The 22,370-nt window shown below is 67.8% G+C and carries 18 protein-coding genes; 12 read left to right on the plus strand and 6 right to left on the minus strand.

Translation table 11 applies throughout. The features are described 5' to 3' along the window. The 4 genes from G5C65_RS09845 to G5C65_RS09860 form a co-directional block, all read left to right on the plus strand. Window positions 1–1,210: PrsW family intramembrane metalloprotease (locus tag G5C65_RS09845; RefSeq protein WP_165298352.1), on the plus strand; the 1,210-nt coding region annotated here is incomplete at its 5' end. Between the two features lie 121 nt (window positions 1,211–1,331). After that, entirely contained in the window at window positions 1,332–1,742 is a 411-nt protein-coding gene (locus G5C65_RS09850; RefSeq protein ID WP_241265681.1) for a very short patch repair endonuclease, read from the plus strand. After that, complete coding sequence (locus G5C65_RS09855; RefSeq protein WP_165298354.1) at window positions 1,739–2,746, plus strand: DNA cytosine methyltransferase; 1,008 nt, start codon at window positions 1,739–1,741, stop codon at window positions 2,744–2,746. The genes G5C65_RS09850 and G5C65_RS09855 overlap by 4 nt, the downstream gene beginning before the upstream one ends. Continuing rightward, window positions 2,743–4,059: a DNA cytosine methyltransferase gene (locus G5C65_RS09860; RefSeq protein ID WP_165298355.1), complete on the plus strand. Its 1,317-nt coding sequence runs from the start codon at window positions 2,743–2,745 to the stop codon at window positions 4,057–4,059. The genes G5C65_RS09855 and G5C65_RS09860 overlap by 4 nt, the downstream gene beginning before the upstream one ends. Here G5C65_RS09860 and G5C65_RS09865 read toward each other — a convergent pair. From G5C65_RS09865 to G5C65_RS40380, 3 genes are read right to left on the minus strand one after another with little or no spacing between them, the layout of a single operon-like run. Then, window positions 4,028–4,915, minus strand: a complete 888-nt coding sequence (locus G5C65_RS09865; protein WP_165298356.1) for a DUF6339 family protein — start codon at window positions 4,913–4,915, stop codon at window positions 4,028–4,030. The two genes, G5C65_RS09860 and G5C65_RS09865, sit on opposite strands and share 32 nt — an antisense overlap. Continuing rightward, the gene (locus G5C65_RS09870; RefSeq protein WP_165298357.1) at window positions 4,912–5,907 is read right to left on the minus strand and encodes a hypothetical protein; all 996 of its coding nucleotides are present in this window, start codon (window positions 5,905–5,907) and stop codon (window positions 4,912–4,914) included. Before G5C65_RS09870 ends, G5C65_RS09865 begins: the two co-directional genes overlap by 4 nt. After that, window positions 5,904–9,509 carry a sigma-70 family RNA polymerase sigma factor gene (locus G5C65_RS40380; RefSeq protein ID WP_165298358.1) on the minus strand — a complete coding sequence of 1,202 codons (3,606 nt, stop codon included), beginning with the start codon at window positions 9,507–9,509 and terminating at the stop codon, window positions 5,904–5,906. The genes G5C65_RS09870 and G5C65_RS40380 overlap by 4 nt, the downstream gene beginning before the upstream one ends. Window positions 9,510–9,674: 165 nt before the next feature. Here G5C65_RS40380 and G5C65_RS09880 point away from each other — a divergent pair, with 165 nt between their 5' ends. Genes G5C65_RS09880 through G5C65_RS09895 form a run of 4 tightly spaced genes read left to right on the plus strand, consistent with a single transcriptional unit; the run spans window position 9,675 to window position 17,429 of the window. Then, window positions 9,675–11,291 carry a nuclease-related domain-containing DEAD/DEAH box helicase gene (locus G5C65_RS09880; protein WP_165298359.1) on the plus strand — a complete coding sequence of 539 codons (1,617 nt, stop codon included), beginning with the start codon at window positions 9,675–9,677 and terminating at the stop codon, window positions 11,289–11,291. After that, complete coding sequence (locus G5C65_RS09885; RefSeq protein ID WP_165298360.1) at window positions 11,288–14,455, plus strand: helicase-related protein; 3,168 nt, start codon at window positions 11,288–11,290, stop codon at window positions 14,453–14,455. Before G5C65_RS09880 ends, G5C65_RS09885 begins: the two co-directional genes overlap by 4 nt. Then, the gene (gene drmB, locus G5C65_RS09890) at window positions 14,452–16,332 is read left to right on the plus strand and encodes a DUF1998 domain-containing protein (RefSeq protein ID WP_165298361.1); all 1,881 of its coding nucleotides are present in this window, start codon (window positions 14,452–14,454) and stop codon (window positions 16,330–16,332) included. Before G5C65_RS09885 ends, drmB begins: the two co-directional genes overlap by 4 nt. Further along, the gene (locus G5C65_RS09895) at window positions 16,329–17,429 is read left to right on the plus strand and encodes a DEAD/DEAH box helicase (protein ID WP_165298362.1); all 1,101 of its coding nucleotides are present in this window, start codon (window positions 16,329–16,331) and stop codon (window positions 17,427–17,429) included. Before drmB ends, G5C65_RS09895 begins: the two co-directional genes overlap by 4 nt. Before the next feature lie 32 nt (window positions 17,430–17,461). Here G5C65_RS09895 and G5C65_RS09900 read toward each other — a convergent pair whose 3' ends face one another. Next, on the minus strand, window positions 17,462–17,851 hold the full coding sequence (locus G5C65_RS09900; protein WP_165298363.1) for an ATP-binding protein: 390 nt from the start codon (window positions 17,849–17,851) through the stop codon (window positions 17,462–17,464). A 128-nt stretch (window positions 17,852–17,979) separates the two neighbouring features. Between G5C65_RS09900 and G5C65_RS09905 the strand changes: the two genes are divergently transcribed. From G5C65_RS09905 to G5C65_RS09920, 4 genes are all read left to right on the plus strand, one after another. Beyond that, window positions 17,980–18,831: a helix-turn-helix domain-containing protein gene (locus tag G5C65_RS09905; protein ID WP_165298364.1), complete on the plus strand. Its 852-nt coding sequence runs from the start codon at window positions 17,980–17,982 to the stop codon at window positions 18,829–18,831. After that, a complete protein-coding gene (locus G5C65_RS09910) occupies window positions 18,812–19,105 on the plus strand; it encodes a DUF397 domain-containing protein (protein WP_165298365.1) in 294 nt (97 codons plus the stop codon). The genes G5C65_RS09905 and G5C65_RS09910 overlap by 20 nt, the downstream gene beginning before the upstream one ends. A gap of 81 nt (window positions 19,106–19,186) precedes the next feature. Continuing rightward, the gene (locus G5C65_RS09915; protein WP_165298366.1) at window positions 19,187–19,831 is read left to right on the plus strand and encodes a hypothetical protein; all 645 of its coding nucleotides are present in this window, start codon (window positions 19,187–19,189) and stop codon (window positions 19,829–19,831) included. Next, a complete protein-coding gene (locus tag G5C65_RS09920) occupies window positions 19,824–20,258 on the plus strand; it encodes a PPOX class F420-dependent oxidoreductase (RefSeq protein ID WP_165298367.1) in 435 nt (144 codons plus the stop codon). Before G5C65_RS09915 ends, G5C65_RS09920 begins: the two co-directional genes overlap by 8 nt. Window positions 20,259–20,262: 4 nt before the next feature. Here G5C65_RS09920 and G5C65_RS09925 read toward each other — a convergent pair whose 3' ends face one another. Then, on the minus strand, window positions 20,263–21,213 hold the full coding sequence (locus G5C65_RS09925; RefSeq protein ID WP_165298368.1) for an aldo/keto reductase: 951 nt from the start codon (window positions 21,211–21,213) through the stop codon (window positions 20,263–20,265). A gap of 127 nt (window positions 21,214–21,340) precedes the next feature. Next, window positions 21,341–22,370, minus strand: a 1,030-nt coding sequence (locus tag G5C65_RS09930; RefSeq protein WP_241265682.1) for a M23 family metallopeptidase, incomplete at its 5' end; no start/stop codon positions are given.

The following is a 22,370-nucleotide window of genomic DNA, read 5'->3' on the forward strand; positions in this document are numbered from 1 at the left end:
GTCCCCGTCCCCGTCCCGCTCGCGAGCCCTGCAATCCTGGTGGCACCGGCACCACCGCACGCTGCGCGCGCTCGTGCTGGTCACCCTGCTCGCGCTCAGCGGGCTGATGATCCTGGCCCTCGTACGGGAGCAGACCGGCACCCAGGGCCTGCTCGTCGGCCTCGGGCTGGCGTTCTTCCCCGTCCCGCTGCTCCTCGCGGCGTTCCGCTGGCTGGACGGCGCCGAGCCGGCGCCCTGGCGTACCCACCTGTTCGCGTTCGCGTGGGGCGCGTGCGCGGCGACGCTGGTCGCGCTCGTCGCCAACAGCTTCGCCACCGACTGGCTCGCCAGCTCCGTCGCCGTGGACTCCCAGCACGAGGCGGACACGCTGGGCGCCACCCTCGTCGCGCCGGTCGTCGAGGAGTCGACGAAGGCGGCGGCCGTCGTCCTGCTCTTCGTCTTCCGCCGCCGGCATATGAGCGGAGTCGTCGCGGCCCTGGCCGCCGCGGGCATCACCGCCACGGGCTTCGCGTTCACGGAGAACGTGCTCTACCTCGGTACGGCGTACGGCGAGGACGAGGTCCTGAACCCGGACAGCCTGCAGGACTCCGCGACGGCGGCGACGTTCTTCATACGCATCGTCCTGGCGCCCTTCGCGCACCCCCTCTTCACCGCCCTCACGGGGATAGCCTTCGGCATAGTCGCCACGCTCCCGAACCGCCGCCGGGCGCTGCGCTGGATCCTCCCGCTCCTCGGCCTGTTCACGGGCATCCTGCTGCACGGCATCTGGAACGGCTCCGCGTCCTTCCAGAACCTCACCTTCATCGCCGTCTACGGCCTCTTCATGATCCCGGTCTTCGCGGCGCTGACCTGGCTGGCGATCTGGTCGCGGCAGCACGAGCTCCGCATCGTCCGGGACACGCTGCCCGCGTACGCCGCGGCGGGCTGGTTCAGCGAACCGGAACCCTGGTCCCTCTCCTCGATGCGGGCCCGCGCCCTGGCCCGCACCACCGCCCGCCGCAGCCACGGCCCGGCGGCGGCCCGCACGGTGGCCGCCTACCAGCACGACGCGACAGCCCTGGCCCTCCTCCGCGCCCGAGCCGAATACGGCGCGACGCCACCCGACTTCACCGCCCGCGAACGCGAACTCCTCACCGCCCTCTGGCACCACCGCCCCATGGCCGGCCCCCCGACGACCCGAGCTGCCTTGACGCTCTCCGAAAGGCGATGAGGATTCGGAGCTCTCACTCCGGCAGGCGCGTGCTTCGGTGCGATTCCATTACCGTGGCGGGACGTAGGATACTGGGGGCATGTCCGCCCCCCGCCCCTCCAGCCCCGATGTCTCGGCTCGGATGAGCCGACAGACCAACCAGGACACCGGCGCCGAACGGGCGGTGCGACAGCTTCTCCACGCAGCCGGGTACCGCTATCGGGTCCACTACCCTGTCCCGGGCATGCGCCGACGCAAGATCGACATCGCGTTCACGCGAACGCGGTTGGCCGTTCTCATCGACGGCTGCTTCTGGCACGGCTGCCCCGAGCACGCCACCAGCCCCAAGGCGAATGCGGACTGGTGGCGTCGAAAACTCGACCGCAACATCGCTCGGGACCAGGAGACGAACGCCCAGCTCGTCTCCGAGGGCTGGACGGTTCTACGTTTCTGGGAACACGAGTCGCCGGACACCGTCATGCGTGAGGTCGCTGCGGTCGTCGAACGGGAACGAGCCGACAGTCGCAAACAGCAAAGGGGCAGGGCCCAATGAGCGAACTGCGATTCATCGACATATGCGCGGGGGCCGGCGGTCTGTCACTGGGGCTCGAACAGGCCGGGTTCGAACCCGTACTACTCCTGGACATGAAGCGCGTCGCCTGCGAGACGCTCCGCATGAATCGTCCCGACTGGCAGGCGCTGGAGACAGATCTGTGGGAGTTCTCCCCGTCGCAGCATCCGGAGATCCACGACGTCGACCTCTTGGCCGCCGGGCTGCCTCGGGTGAAGTCCAGCGCGACCGTTGCCCGGGTCGACACCGAGGGCGAGCTGCGTCTGCTCAAGGCGACTCTCTATCTGGCCCATGCGGTCCGACCCCGAGCCCTTGTCATCGAGAACGTGTCGGAGCTGGTGCTCTCATCCAACTTCGAGCCGATCCGCCAATTCGTCCGGGAGGAACTGGAGCATCTCGGCTATCGGTTCCGGTGGTTCGTCCTCAACGCGGTCGACTTCGGCGTACCGCAGATCCGCAAGCACGGGGTCCTGGCCGCGTTCCAGGCACCGTACTTCGACGGATTCCGTCCCCCCGAGCCGACCGTACGCGAGTATCTCTCCGTGGGCCGGGCGCTCAGGGAATCCATGTCTCTGCGCGGTTGGCGGGACGCGGACCGGTGGGCGTCGCAGGCGGTCCGCCCGGCCCCGACGCTGGTCGGTGGATCCGAGCGACGAGGAGGTGCGGATCTCGGCCCGACGGGGACGCGGAACGCCTGGGCACGGATGGGTGTCGACGGGGGCACCGTGGCCGACACGGTCCCGGGGCCGGACTTCGTCTGGGCGCCGGGGAAGGGGCGAGACGGTATGGTCAGGCTGACCACGGATCAGACCGCCCTCCTCCAGGGCTTCCCGGCCGACTGGAGGTTCGCCGGGAAGAAGACGGCCCGCTACCGTCAGGTCGGACATGCCACCCCGCCGCCGGTGGGACGGGAGCTCGGACGGGCGGTCAAATCCGCTCTGTCAACATCAGAGCCTCCTGTTGATGGCTACACTGCAACCCCATGAGCAGCCCAGGAACACAGGTTCACCATCTCGACGACGTCCGAATTCTGGATCTCTTCGCGGGCCCCGGCGGGCTCGACGTGGCGGCGCACTTCCTGGGGTTCAGGAGCGTCGGGATCGAATGGGACAGAAACGCCTGCGAGACCCGATATGCGGCGGGTCTGCCGACCTTCCACGCCGATGTGAGCGTTATGCGTCGCACACGTTTCGAGGAGATCCCGGCCTCGGTCGACATTTTGGCCGGAGGACCACCTTGCCAGTCATTCTCTGTCGCCGGAAACGGTGCGGGACGGCGCGCGCTGGACAGGGTCGAGAAATTCCTCCACCGCCTTGTCGACGGAGAGGACGAGACCCAGATCGACAAAGAGCTGCACGACCTCGACGACTACCGCACCGCCTTGGTCCTGGAGCCTCTCCGTTGGCTCCTCAAGGCGATCGACGCGGAGGAACGCGATCCGTACCGGGTCATCGTCTTGGAGCAGGTACCCGAAGTCCTGCCGCTCTGGGAGGTCTACGCACGGCTGCTCAGCAGCGGTGAAGGACGACTCAAGGGCATCAAGTATGAGGCCGACTGCTGGAAACTGAAGACCGAGCGGTTCGGTGTGCCCCAGACACGTACCCGAGCCATCCTGGTGGCACGCCTGGCGGGGGACGGGAGCGTCGAGGCACCGCAAGCCACCCACCTCCCCTTCGACCTGCAGCGGGGCCGGCGGACAGCCGTCCAGCCGGACACGCTCCCGACCGATTCCGAGCCGCAGGCAACCGCTCTCCCATGGGTCTCCATGGGAGAGGCGCTCGATGCGGCGAGCAGGCCCGAAAACTCTCCCGTGGACGTGTCCCGGTTGCGGACGGACGGCCGCATGAACTTCTTCGTCGTCTCGAACTACGGCTCAGGAGGAGATCCGAAAAATCGAGGCTGCCGCCCGTCCTCGGAACCTTCCTTCACAGTAACCGGGAAAATCTCGCGCAATCGAGTCTACAAAAGCATCGCCGATTTCGAAGCCAAGAAATTCGACCGATTCACCATTTCGGAATCTGGAGTACTCCAGACTTTTCCGCACAATTACCCCTGGTCGGGAAAGGACCAGGCGCAGCAGGTGGGCAACGCCGTGCCGCCGCTGCTCGGCATGCACGTCCTCAGCAAGGCGTTGCGCGGAACCACCCCGACACAGGCCGAGCTGTGCGCAGCGACCACGTGGCCGACGGTTCCGTCGGCCACCACGGACCTGCTGCGCGCCCACGGATGCGAGGACCGGAGCCGGTGCCCCACCGGCTCGCACGATGTCACTCGTTCTCGCGGGATGTCCTCCCTCTGACGCGACCCTCCCTGAACAACTCCCCGAAGTGGGCCGCCAGTTTCCGAACCGATTCCTCCGGTACCCGCTCCTCGGCCGGGCCCTCGGGGAGGCGGTGACGCGGAGGGGGGATGGCCGATTCAGCTGCGGCGATCCATTCGCGCACCGCGCCTCCGTCGCGCTCCACATCCGGGGCGATGACGTCGTACATCAGCGTCGCAGCAGCAGCGTTGGCAGCGGCGAGCAGCGCGTTGACCTCGCGACCGGTGCCCACGGTCCCGCTTTCGATGAGGCTGATGAACGCCTGGGCCGTGGGGCGGTGATCGATAATGTCAAGACGGAGAGCGGAATTGAACATCTCCTGATTGCCACAGGCCACCTCCGCGGGACGGTAGTCGACACCGTCACGGAAGAGCTCGGCCGCCCACCAGAGTCGGGCGAACGTCTGCTTGTCGAGCGTGCCGACGAACCTGTCCCGAGCCACGCTTCCGGGGGAACCGTCCGGGTTCGGACCCGGCGCGTGGCGCCAGACAACGTAGTCCGGCGCCACTCCCAGTGCCAGATACGCCCAGAGCCCCTTGTCCGCCGCTTCCGCCCGCGTCAGGCGCAGAGTGTCATGGAGCCTCGGGGCCAACCAGGCGTCCGCGACGGTAGGACGTCCGCCACCGAACATGGCGAGTGCGTCGTCGACGAGGTCCCGTACACGGTGCAGCAGCCATCGCGCCTCGTCGCCGGACAGCGGCTCGGCCACCTTGTTCAAGGCGATCGAGGGGACGTCCTCACGTCCTTCCAGCAGCCCGGCGGAGAGGAAGTCGGCGGCCTGAGCCCCCGAAAGCAGGGCGAGCCGTTCCGGCAGGTACTCGGGGCGAGAGGTCACGCGTGGGTCTCCTGGTCGAGTCGTTCGATGCCGCGCACAGTGGCGGCAAGCGCCTGGGGTACCTTCGCGCGGCGGGCGGCCGCGTAGTGGATGCGGGGCTGCAGATCCGCCCAACTCCCCTCCCCGACACGGCGCCTGTGCACCTCTCGGAGGGCATCTTCCAGAGATCGCGTGGGCACGACGTCCGGGAGCATCTCCCGGAGCACGGCTCCTCGCCAGTCGGGCGGGAATTGAGGAGTTCCGTCCTCCTCGATCTCGATGTCACCGATCGCGGTGTGAAAGACGGCGGCCCACACCTCTGCGCACATATGGGCTCGCAGTACCTCGGCGACGGCCTTCTCCGTCGGCGTGCCCTCGGACTCCATCAGGGCCACAAGTCCCTCGAAGTCGGAGTTCAGACGAACGGTGGGCAGACGCCCGGAGGTGTCCACGACCCACGGCGCGTCCCGGAGCTCCCGGAGCCACTCGGCGCCGCGGCCGAAGCTGACGGAGGTGACGTCCAGCTCCTGGTCTCTGCTGGGGGCCTCGGCCGTCACATCGACCACCCAATCCCGCTCCATGGACGCGATCACTCGTCCCGGCACGCCGCCGACCGTGGCCACCACATGCACCGCGAGGCTCGCACGGTCCAGGTGCTGATCCCGGTTCAGCTCGATCTCCCCGGTCCACTCGCCGCTCCCCCCGGCCCCGGGTTCCAATCGGGCGACGGTGCGCACATTGGTGGCACCATCGGTGAGCACGGCGACGACCGAGACATCGGACCAGTGCCCCTTATTCCTGATCTCCCGGGCCGGTACGGTCGCCGACAGCGAGAGACAGGCGGTGTGCCAGTCGTCCCGCTCCGCCGTGCCCAGTGCCACGACCTGCTCGATGGCCGAGCACGCCTTCACGTAGTCCAGCACTTCACGGCACTCGCCGGCGCCGCGCAGCCGCACGGCCGTGACCCGCGCCGTCACCGCACCGGTCAGACGGGGGTACGGGTAGGCCCTCATGCTCGGCCTCCCCGGCTCTCCTGAAGCTCGACGACGAGCCCGGTCAACGCTCCTCGCACCGGCTGCGTGGCCACATCCGTGACGCCTCGGAAGACGGCGCGCCGTCCGCCGTGCGGAAAGCGCAGAACGCCATCCTCCACTTCACAGTCCTTGACGGCGACCAGCTCGGCCCACTTGATCAATGGACGAGGGCCGGAGCGCACTTCCAGCTTCGCGACAGGGATCATGCTGCACGGCGCTCCTCCGTGCGGGACCTTGACCTCGGCGGTGATCTCCCAGGCTCCGGATGTTGCGATCACGGCCTCCAGGCCGTCCAGCTGCGGAGGCGTCGTCGGCCCCTTGGCCTTCGAGGAGGGACGGTGCGGAATCTTGAGGTTCTTCTTCACCTTGCCCATGCCTGCGGGCCTCTTCTCCTTCCGCACCGCCACGATGTCGAGCACCGCCTTGTTCGTCGCCGTGGTCAGGGCGGCGATGCGACGGTGCGACGAGGGCGAGTAACGCATCCTGAGCTCATCGGTTTGCCCCCACTTGTTGTGTTCCGGCGGCTCGGAGGCCCGCAGGAACTCCTCGGCCTCCGCCGCGAAGGGCGTGACGTCACCCGCGGCCCGGCCGGCCAGCAGGACAGCCTGGAACGGGTTGGTCCCCGCGGGAAGGCCGGGCACCCACTTGGTCGTGACCGTCATACGGTTGCCGCGCATCGCGGTCACCCGGTTGATCTTTCCGTCGGCGTCCGTGGCCTCCGTGACGAGGAGCACGGCCCGATGCTCCCCGCCCGTGCCGGATTCTCCGTCCCGTTCCGGGACCTTCAACGGCACGGTGGCCATCGCCACCTGGCCCGCCTCGGTGAGCCGGTCGACCGTGGTGCCACTCAGGAACGCCTGGAGCGCGCGGGCGCGCGCGGGTTGGTGCGCGTGCGGGTCGACGGGCTCTTCCTCAATGTGCTCCACACCGTTCCGCAGCGTTCGTACGGATGCTTCCAGCAGTGGCCGGTGATCGCCCCCCGTCGTCATCGCGGCCCAGAAATTACGTCCAAGCGCGCGCACCAACCTCGTGTGCATCCGCTCCAGGCTCTCCTCGTCCTCCTCCGCTCCGCTCTCCGGGTCCTCGCCGACGAGGCTGGCCACATCGTGCGCCCCGACGATCAGGAAGGAGGTGCCCGGCTCGGCGCCGTCACGGGCGAGGTGCAGACGCTCGACGGTTGCCTCGTCGGCCCACCAGGAGCGCACCACTTCGGGGTTGCCCTTCATATGGTCGGGCTGTCCCAGCCAAGCGGGACCGGCGAACCTTTCGCCCTCCACTTCCCTCCAGGGGAGTTCGAGCCTGCCGATCAGGCGCCGCTCCGTGCAGCCCTCGTGCGGCTCCGAGAGGGTCGAGTTGATGAGGACGAGTCCGAGGCGGCTGGTCGCCCAGAGCGTCGCCTTCCCGAGCCCGTACGAACCTCCGGCGGTCGCGTCCGTCTTGTGACTGTCGAGCTGGCGCCGCACCACCGCGGCGAACCGGCCGTCCTCGTAGTCGTCGCCGGTCAGTCCGTTGGCGTTGTAGTCGTCGACGCGGAGCAGCAACAGACGACCCCTCTCGCAGACTTCCCGCAGCCCGGCACGGATGACTCGCCCGACCTTCTGATCCTGGTCGGCCGCAGCCTCGAAGTGAGGGTGGAGGTCGGTCCACCCGATCGCATCCCGGAATCGTTCCAGCGCCTCTCCTGTCAGTTCGTTCAAGGTGTAACGAACTCTGACCGGACGGTCGTTGCCTCTGAAACGCTCGTCGAGACTGTTCTGGGTCGCCTCACGGGCCAATACTTCCAGGTCGGCCTCGAAGGCGAAGGCAGCTGCGTTGCCGAACTCGCGGCCGCCGTCGTCGTGCCCCGGCCTGTGATACCAAACTGCCGACGTCGTCATGTTCCCGCGGTCCTGTTGCGCCGGGGCGCCGGTGGCAGGGCGCAGTGAAGCCCCCTCGCTCAGCAAGACCTCCCGCACACGTTCCTTCATCTCGGGACGCGGCTCGGAGCGGCCGGTGAGCCAGGCTTCGACAAGCGCTCGCGGTGTCTCCAGGTGCCCCGCAAGCTCGTTGTCGTCCATTCCTCTGTCGTGCATCCGCTCGGCCAGCCACTGGCCGAATCGGGACTCCTCCTTCGAGGTCACCGCTCCCTCTCTCTCGATGGACCTGCTCGTCCGATCCGGAAATGCGTTCCCCCCTCGCGGCGCGGGGCTCGTACTCGTCCTCTTCGGTTCCCCACGACGTTTCCGCGCACCGGCACCCGCGACTGTGCGCTCGCCCGATCGGACGGCTCTCCGTCGTCGTCTTGCCGACTGTGGCTCGTCGGGCGCCAGCCCCAGGACGATCTGCATGTCCTTGAAGGCTCGGCTCTCGATCTGCCGGACACGCTCACGGCTGACGCCGAGTTCCCCGCCCAATTGTTCCAGGGTTGAACACTCGCCATCGACGCACCCCCATCGTCGCAGCACCACGTATCGTGACCTGCCCGTGAGTCCGCACGCTTCGAACAACTGGAAGATTTCCTGACGGGCGAACATCGGCCGGAGAGCCCGCTCGGGACTGTCCGCCTGTGGCAGCTCGTCGACGAACCATTCCCCCAGTGCGATGCCCTCGCCGACGGGCTCGTCCAGGGAGTGCATACGCCGTCCGAGGAGTCCCAGACAGAACTCCACCTTCTTCGGTGAAAGAGCGGTTGCCGAGACCAGGGCGTCGATGCCGGGGATCAGCCCTTCCGCTACAAGCGTCCGCTCCGCTCTTCGTACCTTCTCCATCATCTCTCGCGCATGTACCGGGATCCGGATGGCGAAGCCTTCTTCGCTCCACCCGCGTGTGATGGATTGCCGAACCCACCAGGTGGCATAGGTCGAGAACTTGCATCCCAGGGAGATGTCGAACTTCTGCACCGCCCGGATCAACCCGAGCATGCCGTGCTGAACGAGATCGTCGTACTCGCACCCGACGTCCCGGCTCGGTACACTCTGCAGGATCTTGTGAACGAGCTTCTGATTGTGCGCGAGCAACGCGGAGAACGCACGATACGCCTCGCCCCCTTCCGGCAGCCGCGCCGCGTAGTCGGCAGGCAGCGGCTCCGAGGGGGTTCTCTCCCCACGGAGCAGCAGAAAGAGACCCACTTCCTGTTCCGCGTCCAACACACGGCGCTCCGGGGCCGGGTGCAGACGATCCCTTTCGAGCACCCGCAGTCCGGCCCGTCGGGCCTCTGCGAAGTCCACGACACGCACCGTTCCCCTGAAGGACTCGGGATCCGGTTCCTCCATCGCTTCGTCCGCTACGGTCGGGCGATCATCCTCGTCGGCCGGACCGGCCCAGTCATCGGCGCCTTCGGAAGCGTCGGGCAGTCCGTCGGCAGGGACCCGCCGGGCGATGCGCTCCTCCTGCTCTGCCGCCCCGTCGACGTCGTTCCCCTCGTCCTCCGCCTCCGCGACCCTGACGGCCTCGTACAGGGCCCCGGCTTCCTCGGCTCCCAGACGCGCGGCCTTCATCACCTGCGTCGTGGATGTGCGGAGATCCACCCCCTCGGCGGCGAACCGGCGCACGAGACGCACGAGAAACGACCGGCCCGACTCCGTCATCGCCCCTTCGGACATCTTGTCCCGCTCCGTGATCATCCCTCCCCCATGCCCACACCACCCCTGTATGCCGCCCTACTCCATCACCCGTAGGACGAGCGCGCCAGCGCTCCCACGACATCCCGCACCGGGCCACACACCTGGGTATTTTGATGTACACGTGCCGGAGGACGAGGAGAGTTGATGCGGATCATTCCGAGTGAGATTTCGAGCACCACCGACAGCCGTGCTGAGCGTGGCGTGTTCGCAGCCCTCAAGTCGATCACTGACAACGAGAGTGTTGCGCTGCACTCGGTCCACCTCCCCGAGCACGACAGGAAGCGGGTCGGAGAGCTCGACTTCGTGGTCATCCGGCCCGACATGCTGCTCTACATAGAGGTGAAGGGCGGCCGAGTCCTGCAGCAGGACGGGAAGTGGTACTTCGGGCCCACCGGCCGCGAGGGCACCGCGAAGGAGAGCCCGTTCGCGCAGGCCAACGGTGGCATGCACGTGCTCGACAAACTGGTCGGAAGCCATGTCGGCAACTTGCGGAACCACGGCGTCCCGAGTGGTTACCTCGTGATCACTCCCGATGTCGACCTGGACCCGACGACGGAGTTCAAGCCCGAGCAGTATCTGGGCAGATCCGCGTACGACGGGGGACGCGGCCTCGCTACGGGACTCGATCGAGCCGCTCGATTCTGGCTGAAACAGAACCGGTGGGCACACACTCCCGTATCCTCGTCCATGCGCGCGAAGATCCTCCAGGCGATCCGCCCTGATTTCGACCGCGTACCGAACTTGCAGTCACGTCTGACCCACCTGGACGCGACCTTCGAGCGTCTCACGTCGGAGCAGATGGACAAGTTGGACGAGTTGGAGTCCAACAAGCGCCTGGTCTGGACAGGAGGAGCCGGCACGGGAAAGACGTTCCTCGGCGCCGAGGCTGCGCGCCGCAAGTCCGTGCGCGGGTCGGTCCTGTTCACGTGCGAGAGCACCACATTGGCCACGCACCTGACCGGTCTCCTCGCCGACCACGGGATCACGGTACTGCCGTTCGAACGGATCGACGAGGTGCTCGGGCGCCGCTTCGATCACCTGATCGTGGACGAAGCACAGGATCTGATGTCCTATACATCCCTCGACACCCTGGACAGACTGGTCGAAGGAGGACTTGCCGACGGGCAATGGATCTTCATGCTCGACCAGAACAACCAAGTGCTGACGCCCGAGACGTATGACCCGGAGGCTCTGAAGTATCTCCTGGATCTGGGCATGGTGGTCGGGCCCATGAAGTGGAACTGCCGCAACACCACGCAGATCGTCAAGCAGGTTCAGCGCTACACGGGGGCCAACCTCGGTGTCGCGTCCGAGGCCGAAGGCGCCCCTGTGCGGTACGAGGAGGTGCACGACGCCCACAGCGAGGCCACCGCTCTCGATGCCTATATGAACGACCTGGCCCAGGAGGGCGTCTCGCCGCGGGATGTCACGCTGCTCTCCGCCTCCGGCGACTGGGAGTCCAGCTCGGCCCGGCTGTCACAGCGGGCCGCGAAGACGGAGCGGTTCACCGAGATCGTGGGTACGACACACACGAAGCACCGTCCCACCTGGTCGTCCATCGCCGATTTCAAGGGCCATGAGAGCCGCGTCGTATGTCTGATCGACCTGGAGCCCGAGCAACTCGACGACCGGTTGGACGCCCTGTACGTGGCCTGGACCCGGGCCCGCGCTCAGCTCTGGGTCGCCTGCCGCCCCGGCACCCGTCGGACGCTGCAGCAACTCGGACGGGCCGTGCTCGCTCAGGGAGGGTCCCAGGTATGAGCGTGGCGAAAGCACCGCTCGCGAAACACCGCGACCGGTTCGTGGCGTACATGCGCAGCCAGTTGGTCGGCCCGGCCGGTGCCGAGAACGAGGTTCTCATGGACCCCCCGGACCGCCGCTATCTGATGGGCACCCTGTACCCGCGCGGCTCCTCCTTCGGGAAACGCGTACATGAAGAAGGTGAGGAGACGTTCGGCGAGACGCAGGCCGGCAGCGGCGAGGAGGACAGCTTCGCCGACGACCCCGTGGCCGAGGCGAACGCCTGGCTTCCGTCCTCCCTGGGTTTCTCCTTCTTCACCGATGCCTCGCGCATCCAGGTCGTGTGCGAGGCATCGCGCTACACGACCGTGCGCGACGGCGGTCGACGGAGCTGGCATCGGCAGCCGCGGCTCGTCTCGTCCCACACCGTAGATGCTGCGGAGCAAGTCGACCCGATTCCCGCCCTGGAGGGGCACGGTCTCCTCCATGTGCGGTGGCGGCCCTTCGGCCGCGGCCGTCTCGTCACGTGTGTGCTGGCCAACGCCCGCGAGGAGGGCCGGCACAAGGAACGCGACCTCATGCTCTTCCAGGCCGGGTTGCGGGCGACGACGGAGGACGGAGAGCTCCTGGAGTATCCGAGCACCCGTCTGAACAGCCGCGACGAGGAGGAGCAGGAGCTCCGGGTCCAGTACCGGCACATCATCACGAGGGGGATCGGGCACGGGTGTGCCGTCCAGTGGGAGGAAGGCCCCGGCTGTGCGGTGACCAGCATCGAGGCAGAGGTCATGCCTCAGCAGGTGGTCGATCACGTCAAGCCCGATGGGCCCAAGGACCTCCCCGTGCTGAAGCTTGCGCACCTTGCCGAGGACGGAACGGACGGGGAGGAACTCCGCGCCGAGCTGCAGTCGTTCGTGCAAGGCTACCGCGCCTGGTTCGAAGACCAATGTGCGCAGGTGGAGAAGCTGCCCTCGTGGGCCGCGAAACCCTCGGCCCGCATTCTCCACCGCGTCGAGCGTGCGCTCGACCGCATGACGTCAGGTATCGATGCGCTCACCGCGTCGACTTCGACCGGCGAAAAGGCGCGCGTGGCCTTCCGCCTCGCCAACCGGGCGATGGCGTTGCAGATGTTGCACAGCGGACGAGAACTGGCCGGCGAACGTCGCCGACGCGACAGTGAACTCGTCGCACCCACGGACCCCGATGACAGCTACGCCTGGCATCCGTTCCAACTGGGGTACTTCCTGCTCGTGATCGAGGGGCTGCTGAACCCGAAGCACGAGGACCGGAAGACGGTCGATCTCATCTGGTTTCCCACGGGCGGCGGTAAAACCGAGGCATACCTCCTCACCGCGTGTTTCGAGATCCTGTGGCGCCGGTTGCGCTACGGACCGCGGGGCGGCGGCACGGCGGTGCTGAGCCGCTACACACTGAGCCTGCTCACCACCCAACAGTTTCAGCGCACCGCGACCGCCATCTGCGCCCTCGAATACATCAGGAACGGGGACGACGGGCCACTCGCCCATGACCTGGGTTCCGAGCCCATCTCCATCGGACTCTGGGTGGGCCAGGAGACCACGCCGAACTGGATCTCCGAAGCCCAGGAGAAGCTCGGACAGCTCATGCAGATGCGAGAGCCCGACGATCGCTTTCTCCTGGAGCGCTGTCCCTGGTGCGGCACCGAGATCGTCCCGGAGCGTGGCGGCAACAGACGGGACTTCGGGATTCGCGCGGACGGCGTCAGCACATCGTTCTTCTGTCCGCGCGAGACCTGTGACTTCCACAAAGGGCTCCCGGTCTCCGTAGTGGACCAGCAGATCTACAAGGAGCCTCCGACCTTCGTTCTCGGAACCGTGGACAAGTTCGCCCGCCTAGCTTGGGAAACGGAGGCGGGAAACCTCTTCGGCGGAAATGGCAAGCGGGCGCCGTCGCTCGTGATCCAGGACGAGCTGCACCTGCTGTCCGGCCCTCTGGGGACGACCGTGGGCCTGTACGAATCGGCCGTGCTGGAGTTGTGCGCCTGGAAGGATGACCCGCCCAAGGTGATCGCGTCGACGGCCACCATTCGACGCTCGGAGGAGCAGGTCGGCAGCCTCTACGGGCGACGGACACAGCTCTTCCCACCGGCCGGGCTCAAGGCCGGGCACTCCTACTTCGCCTCGCCGGACGAGGAGAAACCCGGCCGGCTGTACGTGGGCGTCATGGCCCAGGGGCACACCGCATCGACGTCGACGGTCCACGTCGGGGCCGCCGCCTTGCAGGCGCCCCAGGAAACGGCCGACGACGACACATCACGTGACGCCTACTGGACCGCTGTCGCTTATCACAACAGCCTGCGCGAACTAGGACGAACGGTCACCATCGCGCGAGACGACATTCCCGCCCGCCTCCAACACCTGACCCGCGACGACGCCCGAAGGCGCACGCTGGATGACAACGCCGTGGTCGAACTCACCAGCAATGTCCACCGCGCCGACCAACCAAGGCTCCTGGAGCGCCTGGGAAAGACCTTCAAGGAACGCGACAGCGTCTCCTTCGTGGCCACGACCAACATGCTCTCCGTGGGCGTCGATGTCGCACGGCTCGGTCTGATGCTCATGAACGGGCAGCCCAAGACGACCTCCGAGTACATCCAGGCCACCAGTCGGGTCGGCAGAAAGGACGTGCCGGGATTGGTGGTCACGATGTTCCGCTCGACGAAGCCCCGGGATCGGTCCCACTACGAATCCTTCGGCGTGTATCACCGCTCTCTCTACCGCTACGTGGAGCCCACCAGCGCGACACCATGGTCCCTGCCCTCACGGAGGCGCGCCCTGCACGCGGCCCTGACCATCCTCGTCCGACACGGCGTCGGCCTGTCGGCGGAGAACAAGGCCGGCGAGATCCTGCACCGCACGAACGACCTCGAACGCGCCCGGGACCGCATCGTCGACCACGTAGGCCGAGCCGACGAGGACGAGGCGGAGGCCGCGAGAAAGCAGCTCGACGAACTCATCGTGGAATGGCAACAGGAAGCCGAGATCGCCCGTGGTGACGGCCAACCGCTCTACTACAAGTCCCAGGGACGTGCACACACAGCGCTCCTGACCGACTTCGGAGAACAGGGCGGCATATGGGAGACACCGCAGTCCATGCGCAATGTCGACCGCGAGTGCTACGTGGCCGTGAGGGGAGCGGGCAGGCGATGAGGGACAACCGCCGCAAAGTGCGCAGGGGACAGACGATCGTGCCGTTCGGCGTCGGCGGGATCCTCGATCTACGAGGCGAGTCCTTCGCCGCGGCTGACGTCCGCGGCTGGGGCGCCTACGCCACGCCCGTGGACTCGCCACGACTCGCCGCGAAGCTGCGCGTGGAGGGGTTCCGCTCCGCTCCCGTGATCCCTTCGGGCAAGGCCCGCGTGTCCGCCCGCATCGGACCCGTGTACGTACGCTTCCCCAAATGGCTCTTCTGCCCGCAGTGCCGAAGGATGACGTACTGGCGCTCCGACATGGAGGACGGGGACAATCCGGCGCTGTGCACACGCTGCTCCAAGAAGTCCCAGCTGGCGCCGATGCGTTTCATCCAGGTGTGCAGGGCCGGCCATATGGCCGACATCGACTGGCGTTGGTGGGCCCATTCCCGGGCAGAAGCGCACGGCCAACGGAACTGTCAGGCCCAGGAACTGCGCTTCGAGGCGGATCGGGACTCCTCGGGTCTGGACGCTCTGAGCATCAGGTGCCTCGTGTGTCGCTCCCGGCGCAGCCTGACCGGGATCAGCCAGCCGAACAGCCTCAAGCACATCACACCCCAATGCCCCGGGACCCATCCCTGGAGTCTCGTGGAGGACGAGGCGGACTCCTGTGAAGAAGTACCCCAGGCCGTTCAGCGTGGTGCGTCCAACGTCTACTTCCCCGTCACACACTCGGCCCTCGACATCCCGACGCCGACGGGTCGGCTCCAGAATGCCGAAGCAGCCCGGAAGGTCGTCAATCATAAACTGTGGCCGGAGTACATCAGCAGCGAGGGAGATCCGCTGAGCGATGAATTCAAGCGGATCATCGCGGTCCAGAGCGAGGTGTCGGAAGAGTACGTGGAGGCTGTACGACGCCACCATGTCGGAGAGATGGCGGCGGTCAATACCGACGATCACCTCAGTGTTGCGGAGTGGGCGGCCTTCTCCGCTCCCGAGTCCGTCGACGACTCGAAGACCTTCACCGTCCGCCACATTTCCCTCGCCATCGAACAGGACGCTCCCGACTCGCTCCGGGAGCTGGCACAGAGAATCTCATCGGTCGTCGTCGCGGATCGGGTGCGCGAGGTACGTGCGCTCGAAGGCTTCACGCGGTACGAGCCCGGCTCGGACGAGAACGACGGCTTCGAGGGTGAGCGCATCGTGGCCGTGGACACGGCGCACCGGCCCCACTGGCTGCCGGCAATCGAGACCTACGGCGAGGGGATTTTCATCTCCGTCGACGAGACGCTCTTGAGCCACTGGGAGCGGATCCCCTCGGTGCGCAACAGGGCACTGCGGATCGAGAACAACCTCGAAGCATCTTTCAAGGCGGATCGTCTCAGGGACAAGTGCGGACCGCGCCTCCTGCCACGCTTCGTGATGCTGCATACTCTGGCCCACCAGTTCATCCGCCAGCTCTCCTACGACAGCGGCTACAACGCCGCATCGCTGCGGGAGCGTGTGTATGCGCGGAGTCATCCGCCGGGCAGCGAGCATCCGCCTCAGGCCGGCGTGTTTATCTATACGGCCGCCGGAGACGCCGAGGGGACGCTGGGCGGCTTGGTACGTCAAGGGCAAGCACCGCATCTTTCGGAGACCCTGATCCGACTTCTGGAATCGGCGCAATGGTGCTCCCAGGACCCGCTGTGCGCGGACTCGCACGGTAGGTCCTTGGCCAACCTCAACCGCGCTGCCTGTCACGCCTGCACCCTCCTCCCCGAGACGTGTTGCGAGGCCGACAACTCCCTGTTGGACAGAACGCTGTTGGTCGGCGACGGAGACATCCCGGGATTCTTCCACGATGTCGTAGAGGCCGCTGTCCTGGAGTCCGCCGCAAGCGTCGAGCAGTCATGAAGGTCCCGTCACTCCTCGGCCTGGACGGCGAGCAGCAAGCGGTCATCGGTCTGCCCTTTCACGGGCGTTACATCATCACTGGGCCCGCCGGTGCCGGAAAGAGCGTGTCGGCTCTCTATCGCGCGTGGTCACTCGCGACCACAGGGCGCCGCGTGGCTCTCCTGACCCGATTCAACCTGCTGCATCAGTACCTGGCACAAGTCGCCCCGAGTCTCACGGAATCCGTCCACGTCACCACTTACAACAAGTGGATGAACGGATTTTGGCGCAACCGATTCCACCGCGATCCCCCTCAAGGTGTCGAGGATGCGTGGGCATACCACTGGAGTTCGATACAACGGGACTGCATCCGGCACCGGGTCAGATCGACGACGCACCTGGTGATCGACGAAGGCCAGAACCTTCCCGTTGAATTTTATCAATTCTGCCACATCCTCGATCTCGACGTGACGGTCTTCGCAGACGAGAACCAGCCGATCAAGAGCGGGCAGAGCACCGTCTCCGAGATCGCCAAGGCTCTCGTTTCCCCGGCCGATCCACTCACGCTGCGAGAAAACCACAGGAACAGTCGGCAGATCGCAGAGCTGGCAGCCAAGTTTCACGAAGGGCCACCACGAGACGCGCCCCTGCCGCACCGCGACGGCCGGACCGCCACCGTGCTTCATATTTCCGACACGGACTCCTTCCTCCAGAACGTGGCCCGATATTTCAATGCAAACCGGGAGCAGACCATCGGCATCATCTGCCGAACGACACATGTGCAACGAGAAATTCATCAAAAACTCGCGGGCCTCCAACTCGACAAGCATATTCAGACCTACATTTCCAGTGACCGGAACCGGGGAGCGATGGACTTCTCCAGGCGCCCCATTCGCATCGTGACAACCGCCAGCATGAAGGGGCTTGAGTTCGACACGGTCTTCGTGCCCGACCTGGACGCTTATGCCGAAGACCCGACAAGCGCCGAAGCACGACTCGCGTTTCTCGTACTGTGCACGCGCGCTCGCGAAGAGATCTACTTCGCCCATCGTGGCCCTCGCGAACCGGCGATTCTCTCCGGCCTCCCTGAGTTCCTGCTGGCTCGCCGCCCAGGTTGACCGCGGAGGTTCCCGGCCTGGCCGCCGGAAACTCAGTCGCCCAGCTCGCACCACACCGTCTTGCCGTCCGCGTGCTGCTCGACGCCCCAGCGGTGGGCGAGGGCGTCCAGCAGGAGCAGGCCCCGGCCGCCTTCCGCGGTGGGGTCCGGGTCCCGGAGGACCGGGAGGGCGCAGGCAACCGGGTCCGTCACCGCGAGGCGGGGGTACGGGCCGGGCTGGGTCAGGTCGAGGGTGATCGGGGTGCCCTCCCCGACGTGCACGATCACATTGGTGACCAGCTCGCTGGCGCACAGCGCCGCCGTCTCCGCCAGCTGCGGGTGGGTGAAGTGGACCCGGATCCGGGCCCGTACGTCCGGGAGCGTCTTCGGGAGGGCCAGCGCCGGGATCGTGAGGGGGTACGGGCAGATGCCGCCGTGTGCCATGAGGCAGCCGTCCTTCTGTGCGCAGTGTGATGAATTCCTCACACTGTGCGGCCAGCACCTCTACCGTGAAAGGGAGTCAGATTCAGCGACGGCTACCGCTGAAGAGCCGACGAGAGGGGTGGGCTGTCATGCCTCCACGGAAGGATCCCGACGCCTCGGCGAGTGTGCCCGCGTTCTTCGGCGCCGAGTTGCGGTTCAAGCGCGAGGAGCAGGGCCTCACGCTCCAGGAGTTCGCGGACGGCTGCTTCTACAGTGTCGCCTTCATCAGCCAGATCGAGATGGGCGAGCGCCGGATGCCGCCCGCGATCGCCCGCTACGCCGATCAGCGGCTCGATACGGACGGGTTCTTCGTGCGGCGGCTCAAGGATGCGAGGAAAGCCGCCCGCGCCGGGCACGCCGAGTACTTCGCCGACGTCGCTGAGATGGAGAAGCGTGCGGAGACCATCGAGGAGTCCGACCCCCTGTTGATCCCGGGCCTGTTGCAGACGGAAGAGTACGCACGGCGGCTCGTGCGCGCCTCTCACCCTCGCGCCTCACGTCAGAGCGTGGACGAGAAGGTGGCGGCCCGCATGTCACGCGCCAAGCTGTTTGAACGGCCGAACCCTCCCGATTTCTGGGCCATCCTGGACGAGATGGTGATCCGTCGCGCCGTCCTGCCTCCCGAGCAGATGGCTGACTTGCTGGACCACATCACGACCGTGATCCGGAGCATCGACGGGGTTTTGCAGTTCCTCCCGTGTAACGCGAGCGTTCATCCCTTGCTGATGTCGCCTACGAGGCTCATGACGTTCCCCGACGCCCCTCCGCTGGTATATACGGAGTCCCTCTACAGCGGCCAACTGATCGACGAACCAGTGCTCGTGAAGCAGTTCCGGAAGTCGTACGATCTGCTCAGGGCCGCCGCGTTGTCCCCCGAGGCGTCCCTGGCCCTGATCTCAGCAGCGGCAGAGGACTTCAGAGATGATCGCCAACGAGAATGACCTGCGCTCTGCCACCTGGCACAAGAGCAGCTACAGCAACGGAGACGGCGGGAACTGCGTCGAAGTCGCGCGCGACTTCCCCGGTGCCGCCCGCTGGCACAAGAGCAGCTACAGCAATGGCACGGGCGGGAACTGCGTCGAGGTCGCCGTCCAGGCGCCCGGTGGCGTCGTGCCCGTGCGGGACAGTAAGCAAGGGGGCGGTGGGCCCGTGGTGGGGGTTTCGGGGGCCGCCTGGGGCGTGTTCGTCGCCGCGGTTCGTGACCGGGTGCTCTGAGAGGACTGTGGCAGGCTCTGGGGCGTGAGTGCTGGACTGGGGCCTGTTCCGTTGCTCGAACCGCTCTGCTATCCGGGGCGGGTGCTGGAGAGACCCGCCCTGCTCGTCGGAGAGCAGTTGGTCGCCGTGGCCGGCGAAGAGGGGTTCGGGGCGCTGCTCGCCTCGCGCGGGCTCGCGCCGCTGTCGGCGCGTACGGCCGTGATCGCGGTCGGGTCCAACGGGGCGCCCGCGCAGGTCGCGTACAAGTTCGCCGCGCGCGGGGTGTCGTGTGTGGTGCCCATGGCGCCGCGGCAGGTGTACGGGCTGCGGGCCGGGGTGTCCTCGCATGTGGGGGTCGCGGGGTATGTGCCCGCGGCGCCGGTGCTGGAGGCGGGGGCCTCGGACACGCTCGTCGTCGCCTGGCTGGACGACGCGCAGCTCGCCGCCATGGACCACAGCGAACGCCTGAACTACCGGCGGCGTCCGGCGCCGGACGGCAGCGGTGCGTATGTGTACGTGAGCATGCGCGGGGTGCTGGTGGGGCGGAGCGGGGAGACCCGGGTGGCCCAGGCGCAGCCCGAGCTGCTCTCGGGACTGTTGCGGGACGCACCCCGGCTGCGGGAGGTGTTCGGTCCGACGCCCGAGTCCTGGGTGCGGGTCGCCAGGGCGGATGAGGCGGCGCGGGCGCTCGGGGTGCGGGTGTTCAGAGAGATGGGCTGGGTGCGGGAGAGTGTGCACCATGGATGATACGGAAGAACGCGCTCTGCTCGGGCTGCTCCGGGCCCGGGATCTCGGCGTCCTCGTGACGCTCAAGCGGGACGGGCGGCCTCAGCTCTCCAACGTCAACTTTGCCTACGACCCGGACGCCCGAGTGGTGCGGATTTCCGTGACCGCCTCCCGGGCCAAGGCCCGGAACCTCGCGCGCGACCCCCGCGCCAGCTTCCATGTGACGTCCCCCGACGGGTGGGCCTGGACCGTCGTCGAAGGGGACGCCGAGCTGTCGGAGGCCGCGCGGGAGCCGTACGACGCCGCCGTCGACGAGCTGGTCGACGTCTACCGCGCCCTTCGGGGCGAGCACCCCGACTGGGACGAGTACCGCGCCGCCATGGTCGCCGACCAGCGGCAGGTCGTACGGCTTCCGATCGGACGGGTGTACGGGCAGACCGTCCGGTAGGCGGCTACGCGGAGGCGTTCGTGAGGGCCGCCAGCTCGGCCTCCGTCAGCTCCAGATCGGCGAGGGCCAGCAGCGCCGGGAGCTGGTCCGGCACGCGGGCGCTCACGATGGGCGCGGTGACGGTCGGCTGCGCGGCCAGCCAGGCGAGGGAGACGGTGGCGGGGCTGGCGCCGTGCGCGTCCGCGACGTCCGTCAGCGCACGCAGGACGCGCCGGCCCCGCTCCGTCTCCAGGTACGCCGACGCCTTCGCCGTGCGCGGGCCCTGCGGGATCGCGTCGTCCGGGCGGTACTTGCCCGTCAGGAAGCCGGACGCCAGCGCGTAGTAGGGGAAGACCGCCAGCCCGGCGTCCGCCGCGACCTGGGCCAGGGCGCCCTCGTACTGGTCGCGCTCGACGAGGTTGTAGTGCGACTGGAGGGCCACGTAGCGGGCGAGGCCGTCCTGCTCGCTGGCGGCGAGCGACGCCTTCAGCCGCTCCGGGCTGATGTTCGACGCGGCGATCTCGCGGACCTTGCCGGCGCGCACCAGTTCGTCCAGGGTGCCGACGATATCGGCCACCGGCACGGACTCGTCGTCGAAGTGGGTGTAGAAGAGGTCGACGTAGTCGGTGCGCAGGCGGCGCAGGGAGTCATCCAGCGCCGCCCTGATCGTCGCCGGGGCCAGGCCCTTGTGGACGGGGTTGGACTGGGCGCCCGCCTTGGTGGCGATGACGATATCGTCGCGGTTGCCGCGTGCCGCGTGCCAGTTGCCGATGACGGTCTCGGACTCGCCGCCCTGGTTGCCCTCCACCCAGGCGGAGTAGGCGTCGGCGGTGTCGATGAAGTTGCCGCCCGCCGCCGTGTAGGCGTCGAGGACGGTGAAGGACGTGGGCTCGTCCGCGCCCCAGCCGAACACGTTGCCGCCGAGGCAGGGGGAGGAGACGGACAGCTGGCCTACCTTGTACGTGGTGAGAGGCATGGCGCGATCGTAGCTCTCCGGAGCCGGGGCCGGTGCCGAAGCCGGTGCTGGAGCCGGAGAGGGACGGCGGTCCTGGCGTCGGGGGGTGGACCGCCAGGACCGCCGCGTTCGGGGAGGCGGGCAGGCGTCAGACGCCGATGCCCTTGCCGCGCAGCCACGCCAGCGGGTCGATCGCGTCGCCGCCGCCGGGCCGGACCTCGACGTGCAGATGCGGGCCCGAGGAGTTGCCGGTGGAGCCGACGCGGCCGATGACGTCGCCGGTGCTCACCTTCGCGCCCGCGGACGTCGTCATCGAGGAGAGGTGGCAGAACCACAGCTCGGTGCCGTCGTCGAGCTGCAGGATCACGCGGTAGCCGTACGAGCCCGCCCAGCCGGCCTCCTTGATGGTGCCGGAGTGGATGGCCTTGACGGGGGTGCCGTTGGGCGCGGCGAAGTCCTGTCCCGTGTGGTCGTTCTGCCACATGCCGCCCGCCTGGCCGTAGCCCGCGCTCAGCCGGTACGAGGAGAGGGGGGCGGTGAACTGGCGGGCGAGCTTGGCGCGGCGCTCGGCCTCCGCCTTCCGCTTCTTCTCCTCCTCGGCCTTGCGCTTGCGCTCGGCCGCTTCCCGCTTCTCGCGGGCCGCCTCGGCGTCCGCCTTCCGCTCCGCCTCGGCCGCCGCCTTCGCCGCCGCGGCCTGCGCCGCCTGCTCGCGGGCCTCGTCGTCCGCGCTGTCCCGCTGCTGGTCGGCCTGCGCGAGTATCCGGGCGCGCAGCGCCTCGCCGGGGTCCTGGCTGCCCTCGGCGGCCTGCTCGCGGGTGAGGCCCGCCTGGGTGAGCGGGGCGGCCTGCGCGCCCGCCTGCTCGCCGGAGCCGCCGGAGGAGTCGGAGGAGTCGGACACCAGGGCGCCCAGGCCGGGAAGGTCCTCGACGTCGGGCAGGTGGATGTCCGGCATGGATATCGCCGCGCCGTCCTTGTCCTGCGCCGTCGCCATGCCGCCGGCGCCGACCGCCGCCATCATGCCGACGCCGAGCACCGCGCCGCTGCGCGCCATCCCGCCGCTGCGCTGCTTGCCCACCCGGTGCTTGCCGCGCACCGGGCGCAGGGACTCCTCGGTGGGGTTCCACTCCTCCCACGCCTCGCCCTCGCGCGCGGGGGGCGGCGGGCCGTACGCCTCGGGG

Origin of the sequence: Streptomyces boncukensis, from assembly GCF_011045075.1 — a bacterium.
In the GTDB taxonomy this organism is placed as follows: domain Bacteria; phylum Actinomycetota; class Actinomycetes; order Streptomycetales; family Streptomycetaceae; genus Streptomyces; species Streptomyces boncukensis.

Coding starts and splice junctions, on each gene's coding strand:
- G5C65_RS09850 (WP_241265681.1), top strand. CDS start 1,332: ATGAGCCGACAGACCAACCAGGACACCGGCGCCGAACGGGCGGTGCGA.
- G5C65_RS09855 (WP_165298354.1), top strand. CDS start 1,739: ATGAGCGAACTGCGATTCATCGACATATGCGCGGGGGCCGGCGGTCTG.
- G5C65_RS09860 (WP_165298355.1), top strand. CDS start 2,743: ATGAGCAGCCCAGGAACACAGGTTCACCATCTCGACGACGTCCGAATT.
- G5C65_RS09870 (WP_165298357.1), bottom strand. CDS start 5,907: ATGAGGGCCTACCCGTACCCCCGTCTGACCGGTGCGGTGACGGCGCGG.
- G5C65_RS40380 (WP_165298358.1), bottom strand. CDS start 9,509: ATGTCCGAAGGGGCGATGACGGAGTCGGGCCGGTCGTTTCTCGTGCGT.
- G5C65_RS09880 (WP_165298359.1), top strand. CDS start 9,675: ATGCGGATCATTCCGAGTGAGATTTCGAGCACCACCGACAGCCGTGCT.
- G5C65_RS09885 (WP_165298360.1), top strand. CDS start 11,288: ATGAGCGTGGCGAAAGCACCGCTCGCGAAACACCGCGACCGGTTCGTG.
- drmB (WP_165298361.1), top strand. CDS start 14,452: ATGAGGGACAACCGCCGCAAAGTGCGCAGGGGACAGACGATCGTGCCG.
- G5C65_RS09895 (WP_165298362.1), top strand. CDS start 16,329: ATGAAGGTCCCGTCACTCCTCGGCCTGGACGGCGAGCAGCAAGCGGTC.
- G5C65_RS09900 (WP_165298363.1), bottom strand. CDS start 17,851: ATGGCACACGGCGGCATCTGCCCGTACCCCCTCACGATCCCGGCGCTG.
- G5C65_RS09905 (WP_165298364.1), top strand. CDS start 17,980: ATGCCTCCACGGAAGGATCCCGACGCCTCGGCGAGTGTGCCCGCGTTC.
- G5C65_RS09910 (WP_165298365.1), top strand. CDS start 18,812: ATGATCGCCAACGAGAATGACCTGCGCTCTGCCACCTGGCACAAGAGC.
- G5C65_RS09920 (WP_165298367.1), top strand. CDS start 19,824: ATGGATGATACGGAAGAACGCGCTCTGCTCGGGCTGCTCCGGGCCCGG.
- G5C65_RS09925 (WP_165298368.1), bottom strand. CDS start 21,213: ATGCCTCTCACCACGTACAAGGTAGGCCAGCTGTCCGTCTCCTCCCCC.